This window comes from Streptomyces sp. rh34, assembly GCF_002551245.1.
In the GTDB taxonomy this organism is placed as follows: domain Bacteria; phylum Actinomycetota; class Actinomycetes; order Streptomycetales; family Streptomycetaceae; genus Streptomyces.
On sequence record NZ_NTGZ01000026.1, the window covers coordinates 12,363 to 35,169 of the forward strand.

At 69.8% G+C, this 22,807-nt stretch carries 18 protein-coding genes and 2 tRNA genes; 7 read left to right on the forward strand and 13 right to left on the reverse strand.

All coding sequences use genetic code 11. The features are described 5' to 3' along the window. Positions 1–7 precede the first annotated feature (7 nt). Both folC and CR470_RS08305 read right to left on the reverse strand, forming a co-directional pair. The gene (gene folC, locus CR470_RS08300; RefSeq protein WP_097866916.1) at positions 8–1,531 is read right to left on the reverse strand and encodes a bifunctional tetrahydrofolate synthase/dihydrofolate synthase; all 1,524 of its coding nucleotides are present in this window, start codon (positions 1,529–1,531) and stop codon (positions 8–10) included. A 135-nt stretch (positions 1,532–1,666) separates the two neighbouring features. Continuing rightward, positions 1,667–4,288 (reverse strand): valine--tRNA ligase, encoded by a 2,622-nt coding sequence (locus CR470_RS08305; protein WP_097866917.1) that lies wholly within the window; start codon positions 4,286–4,288, stop codon positions 1,667–1,669. A 138-nt stretch (positions 4,289–4,426) separates the two neighbouring features. On the opposite strand from CR470_RS08305, the gene CR470_RS08310 reads away from it, so the two are divergent. Beyond that, positions 4,427–5,437 carry a hypothetical protein gene (locus tag CR470_RS08310; RefSeq protein WP_097866918.1) on the forward strand — a complete coding sequence of 337 codons (1,011 nt, stop codon included), beginning with the start codon at positions 4,427–4,429 and terminating at the stop codon, positions 5,435–5,437. 73 nt (positions 5,438–5,510) lie between these two features. Here CR470_RS08310 and clpX read toward each other — a convergent pair whose 3' ends face one another. From clpX to CR470_RS08335, 5 genes are all read right to left on the reverse strand, one after another. Beyond that, positions 5,511–6,809 carry an ATP-dependent Clp protease ATP-binding subunit ClpX gene (gene clpX, locus CR470_RS08315; RefSeq protein WP_097866919.1) on the reverse strand — a complete coding sequence of 433 codons (1,299 nt, stop codon included), beginning with the start codon at positions 6,807–6,809 and terminating at the stop codon, positions 5,511–5,513. Positions 6,810–6,964: 155 nt separating this feature from the next. Continuing rightward, positions 6,965–7,648 (reverse strand): ATP-dependent Clp protease proteolytic subunit, encoded by a 684-nt coding sequence (locus CR470_RS08320; protein WP_097866920.1) that lies wholly within the window; start codon positions 7,646–7,648, stop codon positions 6,965–6,967. Positions 7,649–7,730: 82 nt separating this feature from the next. Next, complete coding sequence (locus CR470_RS08325) at positions 7,731–8,336, reverse strand: ATP-dependent Clp protease proteolytic subunit (RefSeq protein ID WP_169808568.1); 606 nt, start codon at positions 8,334–8,336, stop codon at positions 7,731–7,733. A 300-nt stretch (positions 8,337–8,636) separates the two neighbouring features. Next, a complete protein-coding gene (gene tig, locus CR470_RS08330; protein WP_097866921.1) occupies positions 8,637–10,049 on the reverse strand; it encodes a trigger factor in 1,413 nt (470 codons plus the stop codon). Positions 10,050–10,199: 150 nt separating this feature from the next. After that, positions 10,200–10,276 (reverse strand) — tRNA-Pro (locus CR470_RS08335). Between the two features lie 144 nt (positions 10,277–10,420). Between CR470_RS08335 and CR470_RS08340 the strand changes: the two genes are divergently transcribed. Next, a tRNA-Gly gene (locus CR470_RS08340) sits at positions 10,421–10,494 on the forward strand. A gap of 61 nt (positions 10,495–10,555) precedes the next feature. On the opposite strand, the gene CR470_RS08345 is transcribed toward CR470_RS08340, so the two are convergent. Then, on the reverse strand, positions 10,556–10,750 hold the full coding sequence (locus CR470_RS08345; RefSeq protein WP_026290750.1) for a hypothetical protein: 195 nt from the start codon (positions 10,748–10,750) through the stop codon (positions 10,556–10,558). A gap of 511 nt (positions 10,751–11,261) precedes the next feature. Between CR470_RS08345 and CR470_RS08350 the strand changes: the two genes are divergently transcribed. Further along, the gene (locus tag CR470_RS08350) at positions 11,262–12,428 is read left to right on the forward strand and encodes an acyltransferase family protein (RefSeq protein ID WP_097866922.1); all 1,167 of its coding nucleotides are present in this window, start codon (positions 11,262–11,264) and stop codon (positions 12,426–12,428) included. A 91-nt stretch (positions 12,429–12,519) separates the two neighbouring features. Here the strand turns inward: CR470_RS08350 and CR470_RS08355 are convergent, their stop codons facing one another. Then, positions 12,520–13,020, reverse strand: a complete 501-nt coding sequence (locus CR470_RS08355) for an HD domain-containing protein (RefSeq protein WP_097866923.1) — start codon at positions 13,018–13,020, stop codon at positions 12,520–12,522. A 273-nt stretch (positions 13,021–13,293) separates the two neighbouring features. Between CR470_RS08355 and CR470_RS08360 the strand changes: the two genes are divergently transcribed. Further along, positions 13,294–14,478 (forward strand): cation:proton antiporter, encoded by a 1,185-nt coding sequence (locus tag CR470_RS08360; RefSeq protein ID WP_097866924.1) that lies wholly within the window; start codon positions 13,294–13,296, stop codon positions 14,476–14,478. 90 nt (positions 14,479–14,568) lie between these two features. Here CR470_RS08360 and CR470_RS08365 read toward each other — a convergent pair whose 3' ends face one another. The 3 genes from CR470_RS08365 to CR470_RS08375 all read right to left on the reverse strand — a co-directional run bounded on the left by CR470_RS08365 (position 14,569) and on the right by CR470_RS08375 (position 17,333). Further along, entirely contained in the window at positions 14,569–15,714 is a 1,146-nt protein-coding gene (locus CR470_RS08365; RefSeq protein ID WP_097866925.1) for a PP2C family protein-serine/threonine phosphatase, read from the reverse strand. A gap of 225 nt (positions 15,715–15,939) precedes the next feature. Continuing rightward, positions 15,940–16,764: an Fpg/Nei family DNA glycosylase gene (locus tag CR470_RS08370; protein WP_097866926.1), complete on the reverse strand. Its 825-nt coding sequence runs from the start codon at positions 16,762–16,764 to the stop codon at positions 15,940–15,942. Positions 16,765–16,844: 80 nt separating this feature from the next. Then, positions 16,845–17,333, reverse strand: a complete 489-nt coding sequence (locus CR470_RS08375) for a ribose-5-phosphate isomerase (protein WP_032790965.1) — start codon at positions 17,331–17,333, stop codon at positions 16,845–16,847. Between the two features lie 225 nt (positions 17,334–17,558). On the opposite strand from CR470_RS08375, the gene CR470_RS08380 reads away from it, so the two are divergent. Together CR470_RS08380 and CR470_RS08385 are read left to right on the forward strand one after the other, a co-directional pair. After that, positions 17,559–18,992: an amino acid permease gene (locus CR470_RS08380; RefSeq protein ID WP_097866927.1), complete on the forward strand. Its 1,434-nt coding sequence runs from the start codon at positions 17,559–17,561 to the stop codon at positions 18,990–18,992. A 98-nt stretch (positions 18,993–19,090) separates the two neighbouring features. Further along, positions 19,091–20,377 carry an FAD-binding oxidoreductase gene (locus CR470_RS08385; RefSeq protein ID WP_097866928.1) on the forward strand — a complete coding sequence of 429 codons (1,287 nt, stop codon included), beginning with the start codon at positions 19,091–19,093 and terminating at the stop codon, positions 20,375–20,377. Between the two features lie 12 nt (positions 20,378–20,389). On the opposite strand, the gene CR470_RS08390 is transcribed toward CR470_RS08385, so the two are convergent. Further along, positions 20,390–20,983: a biotin transporter BioY gene (locus CR470_RS08390; protein ID WP_097866929.1), complete on the reverse strand. Its 594-nt coding sequence runs from the start codon at positions 20,981–20,983 to the stop codon at positions 20,390–20,392. A 338-nt stretch (positions 20,984–21,321) separates the two neighbouring features. Here CR470_RS08390 and CR470_RS08395 point away from each other — a divergent pair, with 338 nt between their 5' ends. Continuing rightward, entirely contained in the window at positions 21,322–22,803 is a 1,482-nt protein-coding gene (locus CR470_RS08395; RefSeq protein ID WP_097866930.1) for an amino acid permease, read from the forward strand. The last annotated feature ends 4 nt before the right edge of the window (positions 22,804–22,807 follow it).

The following is a 22,807-nucleotide window of genomic DNA, read 5'->3' on the forward strand; positions in this document are numbered from 1 at the left end:
CTTCTGTTCAGCCCCTTCCCAGCAGCAGCCGGGCTTCGCCGACCGTGATCACGGATCCGGTCACCAGCACCCCGGCGCCCGCGTACTCGTCTTCCTCCTCGGCCAGCGTGATCGCCGCCTCCAGCGCGTCGTCGAGGCGCGGCTCGACCTGGACCCGGTCGTCGCCGAAGACCTCGACGGCGATCGCGGCCAGCTCGTCCACGTCCATCGCGCGGGCGGTGGAGTTCTGCGTGATGACGATCTCGGCGAAGATCGGCTCGAAGGCCTCCAGGAGCCCGCGGGCGTCCTTGTCACCACTCGTGCCGACCACGCCGATCAGCCGGGAGAAGCTGAACGCCTCGGAGATGCCGTCCGCCGCCGCCTTGGCCCCCGCCGGGTTGTGCGCGGCGTCCAGCACGACGGTCGGGCTGGAGCGCACGACCTCCAGGCGGCCGGGCGAGAGCACCGAGGCGAACGCCTTGCGGATCGCGTCGATGTCGAGGGAGCGGGCCTGCTCGGCGCCGATGCCGAAGAACGCCTCGACGGCGGAGAGCGCGACGGCCGCGTTGTGCGCCTGGTGGGCCCCGTACAGCGGAAGGAAGATGTCCGTGTACTCGCCGCCCAGTCCGCGCAGCGTCAGCAGCTGTCCGCCGACCGCGATCTCGCGGGAGGTGACACCGAACTCCATGCCCTCGCGGGCCACGGTGGCGTCGACCTCGACGGCCTTCTTGAGCATCACCTGCGCGGCGTCGACCGGCTGCTGCGCCAGGATGACCGTGGCGCCCTGCTTGATGACCCCGGCCTTCTCCCCGGCGATCTCGGCGGGCGTGGTGCCGAGCCGGTCGGTGTGGTCCAGCGAGATCGGGGTGACGACGGCGACCGTGGAGTCGATGACGTTGGTGGCGTCCCAGGTGCCGCCCATGCCGACCTCGACGACCGCCACGTCGACGGGCGCGTCGGCGAAGGCCGCGTACGCCATGCCGGTGAGGACCTCGAAGAAGGAGAGCCGGTAGGGCTGCTGGGCGTCGACCATCTCGACGTACGGCTTGACGTCCTCGTACGTCTCGATGAAGCGCTCGGGCTCGATCGGGGAGCCGTCCAGGCTGATCCGCTCGGTGATCGACTGGACGTGCGGGGAGGTGTAGCGGCCGGTGCGCAGCTCGAAGGCGTTGAGCAGGGCCTCGATCATGCGGGCCGTGCTGGTCTTGCCGTTGGTGCCGGTGATGTGGATGGAGGGGTAGGCGCGCTGCGGCTCACCGAGGACGTCCATCAGCGCGGCGATGCGCGTGACGGACGGCTCCAGCTTGGTCTCGCCCCAGCGTCCGGCGAGCTCCTGCTCCACCGCGCGCAGCGCCTGGTCGGTCTCGGGGTCGGCCGGGCGGGCCGGGGCCGCTTCGCCCTGGGGCTGGCCCGAGTGGGCGCGCAGCGTGCGGCTCCCGGCCTCGATCACCGCCAGGTCGGGGTCGCGCTGGGTCGCCTCGTCGACGATCTCCTCGAAGGTGTCGTCGGGATCGGGCGCGTCGTGCCGGTCTGAAGGGCGGGGCTTACTCACGCGCCCAGTCTACGGATGGGCGCCGACATCGCGCGCAGCGCCCGGCGGAGTGGGGCCGGGCGGGGCACGGGGGCGTACGGCGAAGCCCCCGCTCGCCCGGTCGGTCGGGGGTGCGGGGGCTCCGGCCTCAGGACATCAGCTCTGCGGGAGGGCTGCCAGCTGGGCGCCGATCCGCTCGATGTCGGCCTCGGCCTTGGAGAGCCGGCCGCGGATCTTGTCGACCACGTTGTCCGGGGCCTTGGCGAGGAAGGCCTCGTTGCCGAGCTTGCCCTCCGCCTGGGCCTTCTCCTTCCGGGCGGCCTCCAGGTCCTTCGTGAGGCGCTTGCGCTCGGCCGGCACGTCGATGGTGCCGGACAGGTCCAGGGCGACGGTGGCCCCGGCGACCGGGAGGGAGGCGGTGGCGCTGAAGCCCGTTCCGGCCGCTTCCAGGCGCAGCAGCTGGCGGATGGCCGATTCGTGCGGGGCGAGCGCGGTACCGACGAGGGTCAGCTCGGCGGGGACCTTCTGCCCGGGCTTGAGCCCCTGGTCGCCCTTGAAGCGGCGGACCTCGGTGATGACCTGCTGGACCAGCTCGATCTCCTTTTCGGCCGCCTCGTCACGGAAGCCGGAGTCGGCGGGCCAGTCGGCGACGACCACGGACTCGCCGCCGGTCAACGTGGTCCACAGCGTCTCCGTGACGAACGGGACGATCGGGTGGAGCAGGCGCAGGGTGACGTCGAGGACCTCGCCGAGGACCCGGCCGGAGACCTTGGCCTGCTCGCCACCGGCGAAGAACGTCGTCTTGGACAGCTCGACGTACCAGTCGAAGACCTCGTCCCACGCGAAGTGGTACAGCGCGTCGGAGACCTTGGCGAACTGGAAGTCGTCGTAGTACCGGTCGACGTCGGCGACGGTCTCGTTGAGGCGCGACAGGATCCAGCGGTCGGTGGCCGTCATCGCGGAGGGGTCCGGGAGCGGTCCCTCGATCGTCGCGCCGTTCATCAGGGCGAAACGGGTGGCGTTCCAGATCTTGTTGGCGAAGTTGCGGGAGGCCTTGACCCAGTCCTCGCCGATCGGGACGTCGGCGCCCGGGTTGGCGCCGTTGGCCAGGGTGAACCGGACGGCGTCGGACCCGTAGGCGTCCATCCACTCGATCGGGTCGACCGCGTTCGGGTTGGACTTCGACATCTTCTTGCCGAACTCGTCGCGGACCAGGCCGGTGAGGGCGACCGTCTTGAAGGGCACCTCGCCGTCCATCGCGTACAGGCCGAACATCATCATCCGGACGACCCAGAAGAAGATGATGTCGTGGCCGGTGAGCAGGACGTCCGTGGAGTAGAACTTCTTGAGGTCCGGCGTCTGTTCCGGCCAGCCGAGCGTGGAGAAGGGCCACAGGCCCGAGGAGAACCAGGTGTCCAGGACGTCCTCGTCCTGGGTCCAGCCCTCTCCGGTGGGCGCCTCGTCGTCGGGGCCGACGCAGACGACCTCGCCGTTCGGCCCGTACCAGACGGGGATGCGGTGGCCCCACCAGAGCTGGCGAGAGATCGTCCAGTCGTGGAGGTTGTCGACCCAGTCGAAGTACCGCTTCTCCATGTCCTTGGGGTGCAGGGCGACCCGCTCGTCGCGCACCGCGTCACCGGCGGCCTTGGCGAGCGTCTCGACCTTGACCCACCACTGGAGGGAGAGCCTCGGCTCGATGGTGGTCTTGCAGCGGGAGCAGTGCCCCACGGAGTGGACGTACGGGCGCTTCTCCGCGACGACACGCCCCTGTTCGCGCAGCGCGGCGACGATGGCCGAGCGGGCCTCGAAGCGGTCGAGTCCCTGGAAGGGACCGGGCACGGTGATAACACCGCGCTCGTCCATGACCGTGAGGGACTCCAGGTCGTGGCGCTGGCCGATCGCGAAGTCGTTCGGGTCGTGCGCCGGGGTCACCTTGACGGCGCCGGTGCCGAACTCCGGGTCGACGTGGGTATCGGCGACCACCGGGATGGTGCGGTCGGTCAGCGGCAGCTTGATGCGCTTGCCGATGAGGTGGGCGTAGCGCTCGTCGTCGGGGTGGACGGCGACGGCGGTGTCGCCGAGCATCGTCTCGACCCGGGTGGTGGCGACGACCAGGGTCTCGTCGCCCTCGCCGTACCGGAGGGAGACCAGCTCGCCGTCGTCCTCCTGGTAGTCCACCTCGATGTCCGAGATGGCGGTGAGGCAGCGCGGGCACCAGTTGATGATGCGCTCGGCGCGGTAGATCAGACCGTCGTCGTAGAGGTCCTTGAAGATCTTCTGGACGGCGCGGGAGAGGCCCTCGTCCATGGTGAACCGTTCGCGCGACCAGTCGAGGCCCGCGCCCAGGCGGCGCAGCTGGCCGAGGATCCGGCCGCCGTACTCTTCCTTCCACTGCCAGACCCGCTCGACGAAGGCATCGCGGCCGATGTCGTGGCGGGACTTGCCCTCCTCGCCGAGCTGCTGCTCCACCTTGTTCTGCGTGGCGATGCCGGCGTGGTCCATGCCGGGCAGCCACAGCGTCTCGAAGCCCTGCATCCGCTTGCGGCGGGTGAGGGCGTCCATCAGCGTGACCTGGAAAGCGTGTCCCAGGTGCAGGGCGCCGGTGACGTTGGGCGGCGGGATGACGATGGTGTACGGGGGCTTCTCGCTCTTGGCGTCGGCCTCGAAGTAACCGCGCTCCACCCAGCGCTCGTACAGCTTCCCCTCTACATCGGCCGGCGTGTACGTGGTCGGCAGTTCGGGGTTGCTGGCTGGCTGCTGCGATGAGTTCTCGGTCACGGGAGACAGTTTAGGGCCGTCACAGGTCTGCACTGAAACGGATTGGTTCAGTAACGGTGTCCGACCCGATCCCCCATGTCAGGACGGCTTCCGTCAGGATGTTCGCAACGCATAAGGAATTCTGGAGGGGACACCGCAATGAGCTACAACCAGCCGGGCCCGTACGGCGGGCAGCCGCCGCAGGGCCAGCCCGGACCGTACGGACAGCAGCCGGGCCCGTACGGCGCCCCGCCGCCCCAGGGCCCCCCGCAGGGCCAGCCCGGCTACGGCTACCCGCAGCAGGCCCCTCAGGGAGTCCCTCCGCAGCAGCCGAACCCGTACGGGCAGCCGCAGCAGCCGCAGCAGGGCTACGGCTACCCACAGGCCCAGCAGCCGGGCCCCTACGGCCAGCAGCCGCCGGCGCCTCCGTACGGCGGTCAGCCGGGGTACGACGGACAGCCGCAGCAGCCGAAGAAGAAGACCGGCCTGATCGTGGGCGTGGCCGTGGTGGCCCTGGCGGTCATCGCGGGCGGGGTGTACTTCCTGACCTCCGGCGGCGGCAGCGGTGACGTGGCGGACTCCACGAAGGGGTACAAGCTGACGCCCCCGGCCAGCGTGGAGGACTTCAAGAAGGACGCGTCCAAGCCTTCCGTGTCCCGCCCGGTCACCGGCAAGGACAAGGACGAGGCCGAGGCCATGGGGGTCAAGGACGCCAACAAGGTGGAGGCCTCGTACAAGAGCGGTTCCCAGGACAACCCGATCGCCCAGAAGGCGCTCATGCTCGAGGGCGTCTGGGGAGAGGTCTCGGACCCGGCGAAGACGCTCGACGACGCCTTCGCCAAGGCCGAGGTGAACATGATGAAGGGCAACGGCAGCGGCGAGAACAAGGCCTCCCTGGTGGGCAGCCCCAAGGAGTTCAAGCCCGAGGGCTTCGAGGGCGCGCTGATGAAGTGCCAAGACCTCAAGGTGGTCAACGACAAGTCCGACGGCACCCCCGCGAAGGGGCCGAAGGAGTTCACCATGCCGGTGTGCATCTGGGCCGACTACAGCACGGTCGGCATCGTGGCGAGCATCGATATCGCCTCGGCGCTGACGGGGAAGGGCGCGCCGCAGGAAGATGTGGCCGACCTCGCCGCCAAGCTCTACAACACCTCCCGCACCAAGATCTGATCGCTCAACGCCGAAGGGGCGCCCGCCGGTTCATCCGGTGGGCGCCCCTTCGGCGTGGGCAAGTCGTCTGCGGTTACGCGGACTTCTCGTGCCGGCCGCCGTCGTTCTTGCCGATCGTGCGCGGCTCGCGCGGGACCAGCGTCGGGTTGACGTTGTTGCGGACGACGTCGGGAGTGATGACGACGCGGGCGACGTCCTTGCGGGACGGGACCTCGTACATCACGGACTGGAGGACTTCCTCCATGATCGCCCGCAGACCACGTGCACCGGTCTGGCGCAGGATCGCCTGGTCCGCGATGGCCTCCAGCGCCTCGCGCTCGAACTCCAGCTCCACACCGTCGAGTTCGAACAGTCGCTCGTACTGCTTGACCAGAGCGTTGCGCGGCTCGATGAGGATCTGGAGGAGGGCCTCGCGGTCCAGGTTGTGGACCGAGGTCAGCACGGGGAGACGGCCGATGAACTCGGGGATCATCCCGAACTTCACCAGGTCCTCCGGCATGACCTCCTGGAACTGGTCGCTCGCCTGGATCTCCAGCTTGGAGCGGATCGTGGCGCCGAAGCCGATGCCCTTGGCGCCGGCCCGGGACTCGATGATCTTCTCCAGGCCGGAGAACGCGCCGCCCACGATGAACAGCACGTTCGTCGTGTCGATCTGGATGAACTCCTGGTGCGGGTGCTTGCGTCCGCCCTGCGGCGGTACGGAGGCGGTGGTGCCCTCCAAAATCTTCAGCAGGGCCTGCTGCACGCCCTCGCCGGAGACATCGCGGGTGATCGACGGGTTCTCGCTCTTGCGGGCGACCTTGTCGATCTCGTCGATGTAGATGATCCCGGTCTCGGCCTTCTTGACGTCGTAGTCGGCCGCCTGGATCAGCTTGAGCAGGATGTTCTCGACGTCCTCGCCCACATAGCCGGCCTCCGTCAGCGCCGTCGCGTCCGCGATGGCGAACGGGACGTTGAGCATGCGGGCCAGCGTCTGCGCGAGCAGCGTCTTGCCGGAACCCGTGGGGCCCAGCAGGAGGATGTTCGACTTGGCGAGCTCGATCGCGTCCTCACGATGGGCGCCGCCGCCGTTCTCCCCGGCCTGGACCCGCTTGTAGTGGTTGTACACCGCGACCGAGAGGGCCTTCTTCGCGGGCTCCTGCCCGACGACGTACCCCTCCAGGAACTCGTAGATCTCGCGAGGCTTGGGAAGCTCTTCCCAGCGCACCTCGCTCGTCTCCGCGAGCTCCTCCTCGATGATCTCGTTGCAGAGATCGATGCACTCGTCGCAGATGTACACACCGGGTCCCGCGATGAGCTTCTTCACCTGCTTCTGGCTCTTTCCGCAGAACGAGCACTTGAGCAGGTCGCCGCCATCACCGATGCGTGCCACGAGGTGAATCCCCTTCGCCTGGGAGACGCCTGGTTCAGCGCCCCTGGTGCCTCTATCCGACGGTACCTTGCCTGGGCCCCCGTTCGGGCCCCCCTTGGCACGGTTCACCCGGCCTCAGCCGTGCGAACGGAATGTGCCAAGGGGAAAGACGGACGTCAGACCGATGCGCCCGCGGTGGTCTTGCGGGTGGAAACGATCTGGTCGACCAGACCGTACGCCAAGGCGTCCTCGGCCGTGAGGATCTTGTCGCGCTCGATGTCCTCGCTGATCTTCTCCAGCGGGGTCGTCGAGTGCCGGGCCAGCATCTCCTCCAGCTGCGTGCGCATGCGGAGGATCTCGTTGGCCGCGATCTCCAGGTCGGAGAGCTGCTCGCGGCCCGTCTGCGAGGACGGCTGGTGGATGAGCACCCGGGCGTGCGGGAGCGCCATGCGCTTGCCCGGGGTGCCCGCGGCCAGCAGGACGGCGGCGGCGGAGGCCGCCTGGCCCATGCAGACCGTCTGGATGTCCGGCTTCACGAACTGCATCGTGTCGTAGATCGCGGTGAGCGCGGTGAACGAGCCGCCGGGGCTGTTGATGTAGATCGAGATGTCGCGGTCGGGGTCCATCGACTCCAGGCAGAGCAGCTGCGCCATGACGTCGTTGGCCGAGGCGTCATCGATCTGGACGCCCAGGAAGATCACGCGCTCCTCGAAGAGCTTCGCGTACGGGTCGTACTCACGCACACCCTGCGAGGTGCGCTCCACGAAGCGCGGGACGACATAGCGGTTGTCCACCTGCGGGCCGGTGTAGAGGCCGCTCGCGGAGGCGCCGGAGAAGTTGTTCATGTGGGTGTTCACCATCCTGGTGGCGTTCTGTGGGCTGGAGGTCTCGGCGTACGAGAGGCGTGCGGGAGGCGGTGCGGCCGGTCCGGTGGGAACCGGGTCAGGCACCGGTGCCGCCGCCGCCCGGGATGCCCGACGCGACCGTGATGATCTCGTCGATGAGGCCGTAGTCCTTGGCCTCCTCCGCCGTGTACCAGCGGTCGCGGTCGCCGTCGCGGATGATCGTCTCGACGGTCTGGCCGGAGTGGCGGGCGGTGATCTCCGCCATCCGCGTCTTGGTGCGGAGCAGGTACTGGGCCTGGATCTTGATGTCCGAGGCCGTGCCGCCGATACCGGCCGAACCCTGGTGCATGAGGATGTCGGTGTTCGGGAGCGCGAAGCGCTTGCCCGCGGCGCCGCCGGTGAGCAGGAACTGGCCCATGGAGGCGGCCATGCCCATGCCGATGGTGACGACGTCGTTCGGGATGTACTGCATGGTGTCGTAGACCGCCATGCCGGCCGTCACCGAACCACCGGGGCTGTTGATGTAGAGGTAGATGTCCTTGTCGGGCTCCGCGGCAAGGAGGAGAAGCTGTGCGGTGATCTTGTTGGCGATGTCATCGTCGACCTGCTGACCGAGGAAGATGATGCGCTCGCCGAGCAGTCGGCTGTAGACCTGGTCACCGAGGCCTCCACCGAGGGACGGCTCTCCGGCGGCGTAGGGCATCAGATTCGTCACGTATCCACCTGCTCGTCTCTGACGGCTCCGGCCGTCTCAGCGTCTTCGTACCGGGCGGGTGAAGCCACTGCCCCACCCTTCCTCTTCATGGACCCTAACGCGCAGGTGGGACAACGCCATCCCGCTTCCGCAACTGTTCGCTGGGAGCGCAAGGTCCGCAGTGGGCACAAGGGTTCCGGGGCTCGCACAGCGATACGGCGCGATACGGCGACGGGCCCCGGACGCGTGGAGCGTCCGGGGCCCGTCGGGCCGGCCGGCCCGGAGGCCGCCCTGGGATCGGGGCGAGGCTCAGGCCTCGTTCTTCTCCTCGGCCTTGCCCTCCGCCTTGTCCTCGGTGACGGCCTCGGCGGCCGCCTCCGTGGTCTCGGCGGCGGCCTCGGCGGCCTCTTCCTCGTCCTCCAGGTCGACGACCTCACCGTTGGTGTCGACGACCTTGGCGGCCTCGACGACAACAGCGAGCGCCTTGCCGCGGGCGACCTCGCCGACGAGCATCGGCACCTGGCCACCCTCGACGACGGCCTGGGCGAACTGGTCGGGGCTCATGCCGGAGGACTGCGCGCGCCGCATGAGGTGCTCGGTGAGCTCCTCCTGGTTGACGTTCAGCTTCTCCTTGTTGACGAGCTCGTCCAGGATGAACTGGGTCTTGATGCCCTTGATGGCCTGCTCGGAGGTCTCGTTCTCGAACTCCTCCAGGGTCTTGCCCTGGATCTCGAGGTACTTCTCCAGGTCGAGACCCATCTGACCGAGCTGGTGGTGCTCCAGGTTGTGCTTGCGGGTCTGGACCTCGTCCGCGAGCAGCTTCTCCGGGATCGGGACCTCGGCGAGCTTCAGCAGCTCCTCCAGGACACGCTCCTGGGCCTGGGTGGCCTGGTCGTACTGCTTGGTGGTCTCCAGGCGCTTGCGGCTGTCGGCCTTCAGCTCCTCCAGCGTGTCGAACTCGCTGGCCATCTGGGCGAAGTCGTCGTCCAGCTCGGGGAGCTCACGGGCGGCGACGGCGGTGACCTTGACGGTGACCTCCGCGGCCTTGCCCTCGGCGGAGCCGCCCTTCAGCTCGGAGGTGAAGGTGGCCTCGCCACCGGCCTCCAGGCCGGTCACGGCCTCGTCGATGCCGTCGAGGAGCTCGCCGGAACCGATGGTGTACGAGACACCGTCGGCCACGCCGTCCTCCAGGACCTCGCCGTCGACCTTGGCTTCCAGGTCGATCGTGACGACGTCGCCGTCGGCGGCGGCGCGCTCGACCGGGTTGGTGGCGGCGAAGCGCTCGCGGAGCTGCTCCACGGCCTTCTCGACCTCTTCGTCGGTGACCTCAAGGGCGTCGACGGTGACCTCGATGCCGGAGTAGTCCGGGATCTCGATCTCGGGGCGTACGTCAACCTCGGCGGTGAAGGACAGCAGTTCGCCGTCCTTCAGCTCGGTGATGTCGACCTCGGGCTGGCCGAGGACGTTCAGCTCACCCTCGTTGACCGCCTCGGTGTAGAACTTCGGGAGGGCGTCGTTGACGGCCTCCTCCAGCACCGCACCGCGGCCGAACCGCTGGTCGATGACCCGGGCGGGGATCTTGCCCTTGCGGAAGCCCTTCACCGTGACCTGCTGGTTGATCTTCTTGTACGCCGCGTCGAGGCTGTCCTTGAGCTCCTCGAAGGGCACCTCAATGCTGAGCCGAACCCGAGTCGGGTTCAGGGTCTCCACGGCGCTCTTCACGGTTCGGTCTCCTTGGTGGCTGACTTCTTGGGGTTCTGCTGGGCCGCCGAGTGGCGGCTTCGCGGACCGAGCCCGGTACATCAGACACACGGGCACGCAGTTTGCATAGTAACGGCAAGGGGGATGACTCCCACAATGCGATCTTGCTGGTGGTCGGGGTGGCCGGATTCGAACCGACGACCTTCCGCTCCCAAAGCGGACGCGCTACCAAGCTGCGCCACACCCCGTCGGTGCGACACGTAGGGTACATGCACGGGAGCCGTGGTTCCGCCGCTTTACGGAGTGGCCGGCACAACGGGTGTGCGGGCACCGCCGCCGACCCGCTACGATGCTCTTCGTGCCGCGGTCCACGGACCCGTGGTGCGACGTTTGCGGGCGTAGCTCAATGGTAGAGCCCTAGTCTTCCAAACTAGCTACGCGGGTTCGATTCCCGTCGCCCGCTCCACGCAGTCGAGGGCCGGGCCGGAGGATGATCCTCCGGCCCGGCCCTCGTGCGTCGCGGTGCTTCAGAAGCTGATCTGGTTGATGGTGTCGGCTATCGAGTTCATGAACCTGTTGATCGACGGCGCCATGCCGGTCGATGCCAGGAAGAAGCCGAAGAGCACGGCGACGATCGCGGGACCGGCCTTGATGGAGCCACCACGGATCATTACCACCAGGATGACCGCGAACAGCAGCACCATAGACAGTGAAATAGCCACGTCTGATCACACCCTCGGTCGGTCCGCCTTGCCGGCCCGGAAGCGTGCACCACCGCGCGCCCCGTCGCCCCCATCGTGCCACCAACTCCCCCGTGGTTGCTGCCGGGTGACGGAACGGACTGACGGGATCCCGCCATCCTTCACGGGCCGGCGCCGCCGCGGCGACAGGCGCGGGACGGCACGCACCCCGCACCACACCCGGGAAGCGGGCGGGAAGCGCGCGGACGTCGCGCCGCCCTCGCACTCCCTGTGCGTCGACTGTGAAATCCCCGCGGCCGAATATCCACCGCGGCGATCGTTTCCGCATCCACACACTTCATTCACAGCCAATTGACCGCGTGGATGCGACGTAATTCACTCCGGCCAACACCCTGCCGATATGCCCTATTTAAGCGGGATCAAGCCTGTCATAGCGGGCAGTGTTCGACGGTTTCACATTCGAATAGAGGGGAACACGCGATATCTCCCCGCAGTTTTACGCGAGGCAATCGACCGGTCTAAGGTGCCTTAGATGTTCCAAGCTCCGAGCGTATTTCAGAGGGCCCCGCTCCCCCCGGCGACCCGGGAGTCGGAGCCCGGCCGCGAGCAGACGCTCACCGTCACCGCGCCCCGCCCCTCCCCCGGGTCCAGCGTCCAGGCGGCCCCCGCTCCGGTGTTCGCGGCGGCGAAGAAGCGCGATCCCTACTTCGACAATGTGAAGTATCTGGCCATCGTTCTCGTCGCGGTGGCGCACGCCTGGGAACCCGTGATGGACGGCAGCCGCGCCACCCGGGCGCTGTACATGATCGTGTACATGTTCCATATGCCGGCCTTCATCCTCATCTCCGGCTACTTCTCCCGCTCGTTCGACATGACGCCGTCCAAGGTGAAGCGGCTGATCACCTCGGTCGCGGTGCCGTACGTGCTGTTCGAGACGGCCTATTCACTCTTCAAGCGGTACGCGGACGATTCGCCCGACATGGCGATCAGCCTGATCGACCCTTTCTTCCTGACCTGGTTCCTGATCGCCCTGTTCATCTGGCGGGTGACCACGCCGATCTGGCGCACGCTGCGCCATCCGCTGCCGGTGGCGCTCGCCATCGCCGTGCTCGCCTCCGTCTCCCCCGAGATCGGCGACGACCTCGACCTCCAGCGGGTGCTGCAGTTCCTGCCGTTCTTCGTGCTCGGCCTGCTGATGAAGCCCGAGCACTTCCAGCTGGTCAGGCGGCGCGAGGTGCGGCTGCTGTCCCTGCCGCTGGTCGCCGGCGCGCTGCTGTTCGCGTACTGGGTCGCCCCGCACATGCAGCTCGGCTGGCTCTACCGCGCCAACAGCGCACAGGAGATGGACGCGCCGTGGTGGTCCGGCGCGGTGATGACGCTCGCGATGTTCGGCTGCGCCCTCGCGCTGACGGTCGGCTTCCTGGCCTGGGTGCCCGGCAGGGCCCGGTGGTTCACGGCGCTCGGCGCGGGAACGATCTGCGGCTATCTGCTGCACGGCTTCCTGGTCAAGGGGGCCGAGTACGCGGGCCTGTTCGACCGCCACACCTGGCTCTCCGACCCGGTCGGGCTGATCGTCGTCTCGCTCACGGCGGCGGCGGCCGTGACGCTCATGTGCACCCCTCCGGTGGGACGCGCCCTGAAGTGGGCCACCGAGCCGGACATGACGTGGGCGTTCCGGAAGGACCCCGCGGGCCGCTGAGCCTCCGGCGGGTGGACCGGCCGCACACGGACCGGCCGACGCCCCCTCACCGCTTTCCCTGATCCACCCGTCGGCCCGGCCGGCGGGTGGATCAGTGCGTCTCCGGGTTGGCCGGATTCTTTCGGTCCGAGGGTGATTCGCCGCCGACCAGCCCCAACAGCTCGCGTACCTGCGCATACTTCGCCGTCAGTCGGGTACGCGTCGCCGCGTCCAGAACCGCGAGGCGAGCGGGATCCGCGTTGTGGGCGAGGTCCGCCTCCTTGATGAGCAACGCGCCCGGCGTGGCCAGGATCCGCGCGGTGTACGAGGACAGCTCCTCGCCCGGCCGCTTGGTCACGGCCAGGACCATGTCCTTCACTTCCTGCGGCAGGGCGGCGGCCGCCAGCCACCGGGCCGGGAGCACGGCGTCCTCGATCGCGTCGTGCAGCCAGGCCGCCGCGATCTGCCCGTCGTCGCCGCCGCGCTCCCGTACACCTGTCGCCACCGCCGCCAGGTGTTCCGCGTACGGGCGGCCCGCCTTGTCGGTCTGCCGCGCATGGGCCTCGCGGGCGATGGCTTCCACCTCGGAGACGCTGAGATCGTGTCCGGTCATGGGCCGACCCTACGGCCGCCCCCGGGACCGCGACCGGGGCCGCGTGGGGAACTGTTCCGAACTCGCTTGACCCGTGGGGCTGTTGCCGCGGCGCCGCCATGACATCGACAGCGGAGAACAAACAGACAAAAACTGACAATCCGACGGGGTCATAGTTGCAGCGTCAATCGTTCGTTAAACTAATTACTGATGGATTCTTAATGCCCCCTTGACCAGCTCTTGACCCGACCCCGAAGGATCAGGCTCATCGGACACGCAGACACCCTCCTCGCCATGGGCGGCGCCTTCCTGGCCGCTGCCGTCCTCGCCCGCCTCGGCGGCCGCATCGGGCTCCCGACGATCCCCCTGTTCATCCTGGCCGGGATCCTCCTGGGCCCGCACACCCCCGGCTACACGCTCCTGAAGAACCCGCACGACCTGGAGATGCTCTCCGCGCTGGGACTCGTCCTCCTCCTCTTCTACCTGGGGCTCGAGTTCCACATGGACGACCTCAGGACGGGCGGCCGGAAGATGGCCATCGCGGGCGGGACCTATCTCGCCCTGAACGTCGGCGCCGGTCTCGCCTTCGGCTTCGCGCTGGGCTGGGGCACGGCGGAGGCGCTGGTCCTCGCCGGTGTCCTCGGCATCTCCTCGTCCGCGATCGTCACCAAGATCCTGGTGGACCTCGGGCGCATCGGGAATCCGGAGACCCGGCCCATCCTCGGCATCATCGTCGTCGAGGACATCTTCCTCGCCCTGTACCTCGCCGCGCTCCAGCCGATCCTGTCCGGTGCGGACAGTCTCTCGGCCGCGTTGATCGACGGCGGCAAGGCCTTCGGCTTCCTCCTGCTGCTCGCCCTGGCGGCCCGGTTCGGCACGAAGCTCATCGGCAAGCTCATGAACACCAAGGACGACGAACTGCTCGTCATCTCCTTCCTGGGCGTCGCCGTCTTCGTCGCCGGTGTCTCCGAGATGTTCGGCGTCGCCGACGCGATCGGGGCGTTCATGGTCGGTCTGATGCTCGGCTCCACCTCGTCCGCCGACCGTATCCTCAAGCTGGTCCACCCACTCCGGGACGCGTTCGGCGCGATCTTCTTCTTCGCCTTCGGCCTCTCCATCGACCCGGGCGACCTCCCGAGCGTGCTGTGGCCGGTGCTGGCCGCCGTGGTGCTGACGCTCGCCATGAACATCGCGGCCGGGCTCGCGGCGGCGAAGGTGTACTCCTTCGGCGCCCAGGCCACGTCCAACATCGCCACCACCCTGGTCGCCCGCGGTGAGTTCGCGCTCATCCTGGCCACGATGGCGGCGGCCGCCGGACTGGACGAGCGGCTCTCGCCGTTCATCGCCGGTTACGTCCTCCTGCTCGCCGTCCTCGCGCCGCTGGCCGCCGGACGCTCCCACTGGCTGACCCGCATCCTGCCGGGCGGCCGCGAGAAGGACGGCGACCAGGATCAGGAACAGGTACCGGTGTCGGCCTGAGCGGCACCGAACGGCCAGGAGGCGCCCCGATACCCGGCCCCCGGGTGACGGGGCGCCTCTCCGCCGCGGAGGGTCCGGGCCGCGGGCCGCTCAGGCCCGGCGCGAGAGCAGCAGCAGGGCCCGGTCGTCGTTGACGTCCTTGGCGCAGGCCTCGATCAGATGCCAGGCCGCGCCCTCGAAACCGGTGGAGACATAGCGGTCGGCCTCGCCCGTCAGCCGGTCGATGCCCTCGGCCATGTCCCGGTCGGAGGCCTCCACCAGACCATCGGTGAACAGCATCAGTACGTCCCCGGGCGCGAGCGATCCCTTCACCGCGTCGAACTCGGCCCCGTCGTAGACGCCGAGCAGCGGGCCCTCCCCGGACTTCTCCTCCCACCGGCCGGTGCCCGCGTGCAGTTGGAGGGCGGGCGGATGGCCTGCGGAAAAGATCTCGTAGTCACCCGATTCCAGGTCCAGCACCAGGTGGATCGAGGTGGCGAAGCCCTCGTCCCAGTCCTGGCGCAGCAGGTAGCCGTTGGCGGCGGGCAGGAAGGCGTGCGGGGGCAGCGAGCCGAGCAGCCCGCCGAAGGCGCCGGACAGCAGCAGGGCCCGGGAGCCCGCGTCCATGCCCTTGCCGGAGACGTCGGTGAGGACGGCCTCCAGGGTGCGGCCCCCGTGGGTGCGGGCCGCGACGACGAAGTCCCCGGAGAACGACTGGCCGCCGGCCGGGCGCAGGGCCATCTCGCGGTGCCAGCCCTGGGGCAGCCGGGGCAGCGCGCTCTGGACCCGGATGCGTTCGCGCAGGTCGAAGAGCATCGTGCCGCCGCGCCGCCAGGGCACGCCGACCCGGGCCCGGAACTGGGCCAGGATCAGCCCGAAGAATCCGCAGGCGGCGACCACGAGCACGGTGCCCGGGGTGACCCGGGCGGGGCCGTCCAGGTACGGGCCGAGGGTGAGCGCCTCGACGATCAGTGCGCCGGCGGCCGTCGCGTAGAGGCCCAGCAGGCTGGCGGGGCGCAGCAGGAGGCCGCCCGCCACGATGGGCAGGGCGAGGGCGGCCGGGTCGATCCAGACCGGACTCACGACCGTGGCGAAGGTGATGGCCGGGATCGTCAGCAGCAGACCGACGAGGGCGATCCAGTCGGAGCCGTCGCCGCGGAAGTAGTCGACCCCGGATTTGCGCAGGCCGATGCGGGCCCGGTGCAGCTTCCTGCGCCACCGGGCCCCGAAGTCGTCTGCTCCTCCGCTACGGGCCACTGCCGGGACCTTATCCACCCGAACGCCTCCGGTGCAGGGGGACCCCGGTGACAATGCGCTCGAAATGGGGTCCTCCGCGCGACGGGAGCCGGTTTCGCTTGGCATATGACACGGATTCGCGGGGTCGGGGGGTGGTGCGGAGACCGCTCGGCGCCCGATCGCGGACGGGCTCCGGAGGACGGCCGGGGTCCCGGTCGCCGGAGGGTCCCGGGGCCGGCCGGGGCGTCAGTCGCCGGAGGGTCCCGGGGGCTGGCACCGGGGGCACCAGAAGAGGTTGCGGGAGACCAGGTCCGCGGTGCGGATCTCCGTACGGCAGAGGTGGCAGGGGAGGTTCGCGCGGCGGTAGACGTAGACCTCGCCGCCGTGGTCGTCCTTGCGGGGCGGGCGGCCCATGGCCTCGGGGAGGTGCTCGGGGCGGACGGTGTCGATCCGGTTGTTCCGCACGCCTTCGCGCATCAGTTCCCCCAGGTCCGCCCAGATCGTGTCCCACTCGGTGCGGGTGAGGTCCCTGCCCGCGCGGTACGGGTCGATGCCGTGCCGGAAGAGGACTTCGGCGCGGTACACGTTGCCGACGCCCGCGATGACCTTCTGGTCCATCAGCAGGGCGGCGACGGTGGTCCGGCTGCGGGAGATCCGCTGCCAGGCGCGTTCCCCGTCCTCGTCGCCGCGCAGCGGGTCCGGGCCCAGGCGCTCGTGTATCGCACGCTTCTCGGGCCCGGTGATCAGGGCGCAGGTGGTGGGGCCGCGCAGATCCGCGTGGTGGGCGGCGTTGACCAGCCGGAGGCGGACCGTGTCGGCGGGCGGCGGGGGCGGGGCGGTGCCGAAGCCGAGCTTGCCGAAGAGGCCGAGGTGGATGTGGACCCAGCCGGTGTCACCGAAGCCGAGGAAGAGGTGCTTGCCGTGGGCGTCGGCGGCGGTGAGGGTCCGCCCGTCGAGCAGGGCCGCGCTGTCGGAGAACCTGCCCTGCGGGCTGCTCACCCGTACCGGCGCGCCCGCGAACCGTTCGGCGTGGTCGTCGGCGAGGCGGCGGATGGTGTGTCCCTCGGGCACGGCGGGGCTCCTGGGGGGGAGTGGTGTCATGGCCGTGCCGCCGGGTCCGGGACCGGGCGGCACGGGAGAGATGGGGCGGGTCAGCCCTGCTGCGGGTGGTGGGCCGGGATCGGGGGGAGCTCGCCGGTGTTCTCGTACGCCGCGAGCATCTCGATGCGGCGCGTGTGGCGCTCCTCGTTCGAGTACGGCGTGGAGAGGAAGATCTCGACGAACTTCGTGGACTCCTCGACCGTGTGCATCCTGCCGCCGATCGCGACGACGTTGGCGTCGTTGTGCTCGCGGCCGAGGGCGGCGGTCTGCTCGCTCCAGGCCAGTGCGGCGCGGACGCCCTTGACCTTGTTGGCGGCGATCTGCTCGCCGTTGCCGGAGCCGCCGATCACGATGCCGAGGCTGTCCGGGTCGGCGGCCGTCTTCTCGGCGGCGCGCAGGCAGAACGGCGGGTAGTCGTCCTGGGCGTCGTAGATGTGGGGGCCACAGTCGACGGCCTCGTGGCCGTGGGCACCGAGCCACTCGACGAGGTGGTTCTTGAGTTCGTAGCCGGCATGGTCGGATCCGAGGTACACGCGCATGGTGCGAAGTGTGGCACGAACTTCGCGGGGCAGCCGTCAGCGGGGTCGGGGCCTCCCGCCGCGTTCGCTGTGGTCAACGCCGTTCGGGCAACGATCAGGCAAACGATCCGAAGGAGGGGGTTCCGCTTCTGCCGCTGTCCGGGCTTGAATACGTGGCCTTGTCTTCGCACCACCCCACGGCGGAGCAGGGCATCCCCTCACGCACCACACGTAAGGATTCCCCCCATGACGTCGCAGACGACGCTGGCGAAGCCGGGCCAGGAGCCCGGTGAGCCGGACCGGCCGGACTCGTCGGGCGGGCTTCAGGCAGGTCTGAAGAACCGCCATCTCTCAATGATCGCGATCGGCGGCGTGATCGGCGCCGGGCTCTTCGTGGGTTCCAGCGCGGGCATCGCGGCCGCGGGTCCGGCGATTCTGCTGTCGTACGCGATGGTCGGTCTGATGGTCGTCCTCGTGATGCGGATGCTCGGCGAGATGGCCGCCGCCCGGCCGAGCTCCGGTTCCTTCTCCGCCTACGCCGACCAGGCGCTCGGCCGTTGGGCCGGTTTCTCCATCGGCTGGCTCTACTGGTTCTTCTGGGTCGTGGTGCTCGCCGTCGAGGCCACGGCGGGCGCGAAGATCCTGGAGAGCTGGATCCCGGGGGTGCCCCAGTGGGCCTGGGCGCTGATCGTGATGGTCGTGCTGACCGCCACCAACCTGGTCTCGGTGGGCAGTTACGGCGAGTTCGAGTTCTGGTTCGCCGGGATCAAGGTCGTGGCGATCGGCGCGTTCGTGGTCATCGGCTTCCTCGCGGTCTTCGGCTTCCTGCCCGGAGCGGACAACCCGGGGTCGGGTCTCGCGCATCTGACGGACAGCGGCGGGTTCTTCCCCGAGGGGCCCGGCGCGATTCTGACCGGTGTGCTGATGGTCGTCTTCTCGTTCATGGGCAGTGAGATCGTGACGCTGGCCGCCGGCGAGTCGTCGGACCCGCAGCGGGCCGTCTCGAAGGCCACCAACAGCGTGATCTGGCGTATCGCCGTCTTCTACCTCGGCTCGATCTTCGTGGTGCTGACGCTGCTGCCGTGGAACGACCCGTCGATCGTCGAGAAGGGCAGCTATGTCGCCGCCCTCGACGTGATCGGGATCCCGCACGCCGGGCAGGTCATGGACTTCATCGTGCTGACGGCCGTGCTGTCCTGCCTCAACTCCGGCCTCTACACCGCCTCCCGGATGGCGTTCTCGCTCGGCGAGCGGGGCGACGCGCCGAAGGCCTTCGCCAAGGTCAACAAGCGCGGTGTGCCCCAGGCGGCGATCCTGTCCTCGGTCGTCTTCGGCTTCGTGGCGGTGTTCTTCAACTACCAGTGGCCCGACACGGTGTTCCAGTTCCTGCTGAACTCCTCCGGCGCGGTCGCGCTCTTCGTGTGGCTGGTCATCTGCTTCACCCAGCTGCGGATGCGCGGGATCATCCTGCGCGAGACCCCCGGCAAGCTGGTCGTACGGATGTGGCTCTTCCCGTACCTCACCTGGGCGACGATCGCGATGATCTCCTTCGTCCTGGTCTACATGCTGACCGACGACGCCGCCCGTGAGCAGGTCGTGCTGTCGTTGCTGGTCGCGGCCCTGGTGGTGGGCATCTCACTGTTCCGGGAGATGCGCGGCCGCACGACCGGCGCCGAGTGACCCGCACCCGTCCGCTTACTACCTGACAGAGGGTGTCAGGTATTCCGGGGAGGCTTTTCCTCGCACCGCCGAAACGCGAGCGAAGGAGAGCCTCCCCCATGTCGTCCCAGTCCACAGGAACCGCACCCGCCACCTTTCAGACCGGCTTCCCGATCCGGCCCGGCCGGCTGGTCGAGGCCGCCACCCCCGACGACGTGCGGGAGGCCGTGGCGTACGCCGCCGCGCGCGGGCTCCCCGTCGCCGCGCACGCCACCGGGCACGGGCTGCCCGGAGCGGTCGAGGGCGGTGTCCTCGTCGTCACCCGTGCCCTGGACTCCGTCGCCGTGGACCCGGTCCGCCGCACCGCCCGGATCGGCGCGGGCGCGACCTGGGGCGCGGTGGCCGCGGCGGCGATCCCGCACGGGCTGGCCCCGCTCAACGGCTCGTCGCCCTCGGTGGGCGCGGTCTCGTACACCCTGGGCGGGGGACTGGGCATCCTGGCGCGGGAGTTCGGGTACGCCGCCGACCATGTGCGGGCGCTGGAGGTGGTGACCGCCGACGGGGTCCCGCGCCGGGTCACGCCGGAGCGCGAGCCGGAGCTCTTCTGGGGGCTGCGCGGCGGCGGGCACCGGCTGGGGGTGGTGACCGCTCTGGAGATCGGCCTGGTGGCGGTGGAGCGGCTGTACGGAGGCTCGATCGCGTTCGCCGGGGAGCGGGCGGCCGAGGTGGTGGGCCGCTATCTGGAGTGGACCCGGACCGTGCCGGAGTCCCTGACGTCGTCGCTGGCCGCACTTGTCCACCCGGACATGCCGCAGCTGCCCGAGGAGTCGCGCGGGCGGTACGTCGTCTCGGTGCGGATCGCCTTCACGGGTGACGCGGCCGAGGGCGAGCGGCTGGTGGCCCCGCTGCGGGAAAGCGGTCCGGTGCTCGCGGACTCGTTGCGGGAGATGCCGTACGCCGAGAGCCCCACCATCCACAGCGACCCGCCGTTCCCGCACGCGTACTACGGGGAGGGACTGGTGCTCCGGGAGCTGGACGCGGGGCGGGCGGCCCGGGTGCTGGAGCTGACCGGGCCGAAGGCCCCGATGATGACGGTGGTGCAGCTCAACCATCTCGGAGGGGCTCTGGCCGGGGGGCCGGACACGGCCAACGCGGTGCCCTACCGGGACGCGGGCTTCCTCCTGCGGCTGCTGTCGCCGCTGGACGGTACGGACGTGGCGGCGGTGCGGTCGCTGTACGGGGAGGTGTCCGGGGTGCTGGGGCCGCTCGTTCAGGGGCGGTCCCTGAACTTCTCCTTCGGCGGCAAGGACCGTACCGCCGGTTTCCATGAGCCGGAAACGGCGAAGAGGCTCGCCGGTCTGGTCTCCCAGTACGATCCGGCGGGCCTCTTCGGCGGCCCCTACTAGGGCAGGGGTGAGTCAGCCCCGGCGGCCGAGGACCTTCCAGGCGGCGGGCAGCGCGCCCATGGCCAGCGCCGCCTTGAGGGCGTCACCGATCAGGAAGGGGACGAGTCCGGCGGCGACGGCGGCGCTCAGCGACATCCCGGTGGACAGCGCGAGGTAGGGCACGCCGATGGCGTAGATGATCGCGGAGCCGAGGACCATCGTGCCCGCGGTGCGCAGCACGGAGCGGTCGCCGCCGCGCCGGGCGAGGGCGCCGACGACGGTGGCGGCCAGGAGCATGCCGAAGACGTAGCCCAGGGACGGCATCGACCAGCCCGAGGATGCCTCGGCGAACCACGGCATACCGGCCATGCCGGCGAGCGCGTAGAGCGCCAGGGAGAGGAAGCCGCGGCGGGCTCCCAGCGCGGTGCCGATGAGGAGCGCGGCGAAGGTCTGGCCGGTGACCGGGACCGGGGAGCCGGGGACCGGGAGGGCGATCTGGGCCGCGATGCCGGTCAGGGCGGCGCCGCCGAGGACGAGGGCCGCGTCCACGGCGTAGCGGTGCCGGGCTGCGGGCAGCAGGTCGGCGAGGACCGCTCCGGAGCGGACGGGGGCGGCAGCAGTGCTCATCGGGACTCCGCGGGTGAGGGCAGGTGGGCCGGGACGGCCCCCGCCGGGCAGGGTGGGGTCGGGCTCCCGCCGACGTTAGCCCACGGGTTAACGCTCGATCACCATCAGCCGCCCACAAAGCGGCGGTTGATGGCTTGGTGGGATTCGCACAAAGTCCGCGCCGCAACCGCCCTCCCGCGTGACACGCGTCACGGAGGTGAGGGCGGTGACGGCGCATTTTGGCGGGGAGGGCGGCGATCGGCGAGACTGTAGCTTCCCCATAAACGATCAGGTCGCTCCGGTCGCCCCCGAACGACCCGCTACGACGACCCGCTGATCCGAGAGTGACCCCTCCCCCCATGCACGAGGCTCCTCCCCCCACCCCGGCCCCCGTTCCCCCGTCCTCCGCCGTTCCGGCCGAGCCGCTGTCGCACGGGCTCAAGCAGCGCCATCTGACGATGCTGGGGCTCGGCGGGGTGATCGGAGCAGGGCTGTTCGTGGGCTCCGGCGCCGGGATCGCGGTGGCGGGACCCGCCATCGTCGTCTCGTATCTGATCGCGGGGGCGCTCGCGATGCTGGTGATGCGGATGCTGGGCGAGATGTCCGCCGCGATGCCCGCCTCCGGTTCGTTCTCCGTGCACGCCGAGCGGGCGCTCGGGCGGTGGGCCGGGTTCAGCGTCGGCTGGCTGTACTGGTTCCTGCTGGTGGTGGTCCTCGCCGTGGAGGCCACGGCGGCCGCGCAGATCGCCCACGGCTGGGTGCCGGGCGTCGAACCGTGGGCGTGGGTGCTGCTGTTCATGGTGGTGTTCACCGCGGCGAACCTGACGGCGGTGAAGAACTTCGGCGAGTTCGAGTTCTGGTTCGCCTCCTTGAAGGTCGGCGCGATCGTGGTCTTCCTGGTGCTGGGGCTGCTGGCCGTCCTCGGATGGCTCCCGGACACCGATCCGGTCGGGATGGCCAACCTGACCGGCCAGGGCGGCTTCCTGCCGAACGGGTGGGGCGGGGTCGTCTCCGGCGTGCTGACCGTGGTCTTCGCCTTCGGCGGTCTTGAGGTCGTCACCATCGCCGCCGCCGAGACGGACGATCCGGCGCGCGCGGTGGGGCGTGCGGTGCGCAGCGCGGTGGTGCGCATCCTCTTCTTCTACGTCGGCTCGATGCTGGTGATCGTGACCGTGCTGCCGTGGACCGCGCAGCAGGCGGGGCTGAGCCCGTACGTGAAGGTGCTGGACGCGATCGGGGTGCCGTCGGCCGGTCAGATCATGAACATCGTGGTGTTCGTGGCGCTGCTCTCGGCGCTCAACGCCAATCTGTACGGCTCCTCCCGCATGATCTTCTCGCTGGCGGAGCGCGGGGAGGCCCCGCGCGGGCTGCTGAAGGTCTCGGGCGGCGGCTCCCGGGGTACGGCGGACGGCGACTCCGGGGAAACGGCGGGCGGGGCGGGTGGGGTGCCCCGGCGGGCGGTGCTGGCCTCGGTGGCCTTCGGCTTCGTCTCCGTCCTGCTCAACCTGCTGTGGCCGGACACGGTGTTCCTCTACATGCTCAACTCGGTCGGCGCGGTGCTGCTGTTCGTGTGGGCGCTGATCGCCGCCTCCCAGCTGCGGTTGCGCGCCCGGCTGGAGCAGGAGGCTCCCGAGGCGCTCTCGCTGCGGATGTGGTGGTTCCCGTATCTGACCTGGGTGACGCTGGCCGGGCTGTTCGGGGTGCTGCTGCTGATGCTGACCGACGCGGCGGCACGCCCGCAGGTGCTGTGGTCGGCCGGGGCGACGGCGCTGGTGCTGCTGGTGGCGGTGGGGCGGCAGTGGCGGGAGCGGCGCGGCAGCTCGGCCGTTACCGACCGGTAGGCGA

Excerpts from the sequence above, each read along its gene's own strand:
- CR470_RS08310 (WP_097866918.1), top strand. The coding sequence starts at position 4,427 with ATGAGCTACAACCAGCCGGGCCCGTACGGCGGGCAGCCGCCGCAGGGC.
- CR470_RS08320 (WP_097866920.1), bottom strand. The coding sequence starts at position 7,648 with ATGGTGAACACCCACATGAACAACTTCTCCGGCGCCTCCGCGAGCGGC.
- CR470_RS08325 (WP_169808568.1), bottom strand. The coding sequence starts at position 8,336 with ATGCCCTACGCCGCCGGAGAGCCGTCCCTCGGTGGAGGCCTCGGTGAC.
- CR470_RS08350 (WP_097866922.1), top strand. The coding sequence starts at position 11,262 with ATGTTCCAAGCTCCGAGCGTATTTCAGAGGGCCCCGCTCCCCCCGGCG.
- CR470_RS08355 (WP_097866923.1), bottom strand. The coding sequence starts at position 13,020 with ATGACCGGACACGATCTCAGCGTCTCCGAGGTGGAAGCCATCGCCCGC.
- CR470_RS08360 (WP_097866924.1), top strand. The coding sequence starts at position 13,294 with ATGGGCGGCGCCTTCCTGGCCGCTGCCGTCCTCGCCCGCCTCGGCGGC.
- CR470_RS08375 (WP_032790965.1), bottom strand. The coding sequence starts at position 17,333 with ATGCGCGTGTACCTCGGATCCGACCATGCCGGCTACGAACTCAAGAAC.
- CR470_RS08380 (WP_097866927.1), top strand. The coding sequence starts at position 17,559 with ATGACGTCGCAGACGACGCTGGCGAAGCCGGGCCAGGAGCCCGGTGAG.
- CR470_RS08385 (WP_097866928.1), top strand. The coding sequence starts at position 19,091 with ATGTCGTCCCAGTCCACAGGAACCGCACCCGCCACCTTTCAGACCGGC.
- CR470_RS08390 (WP_097866929.1), bottom strand. The coding sequence starts at position 20,983 with ATGAGCACTGCTGCCGCCCCCGTCCGCTCCGGAGCGGTCCTCGCCGAC.
- CR470_RS08395 (WP_097866930.1), top strand. The coding sequence starts at position 21,322 with ATGCACGAGGCTCCTCCCCCCACCCCGGCCCCCGTTCCCCCGTCCTCC.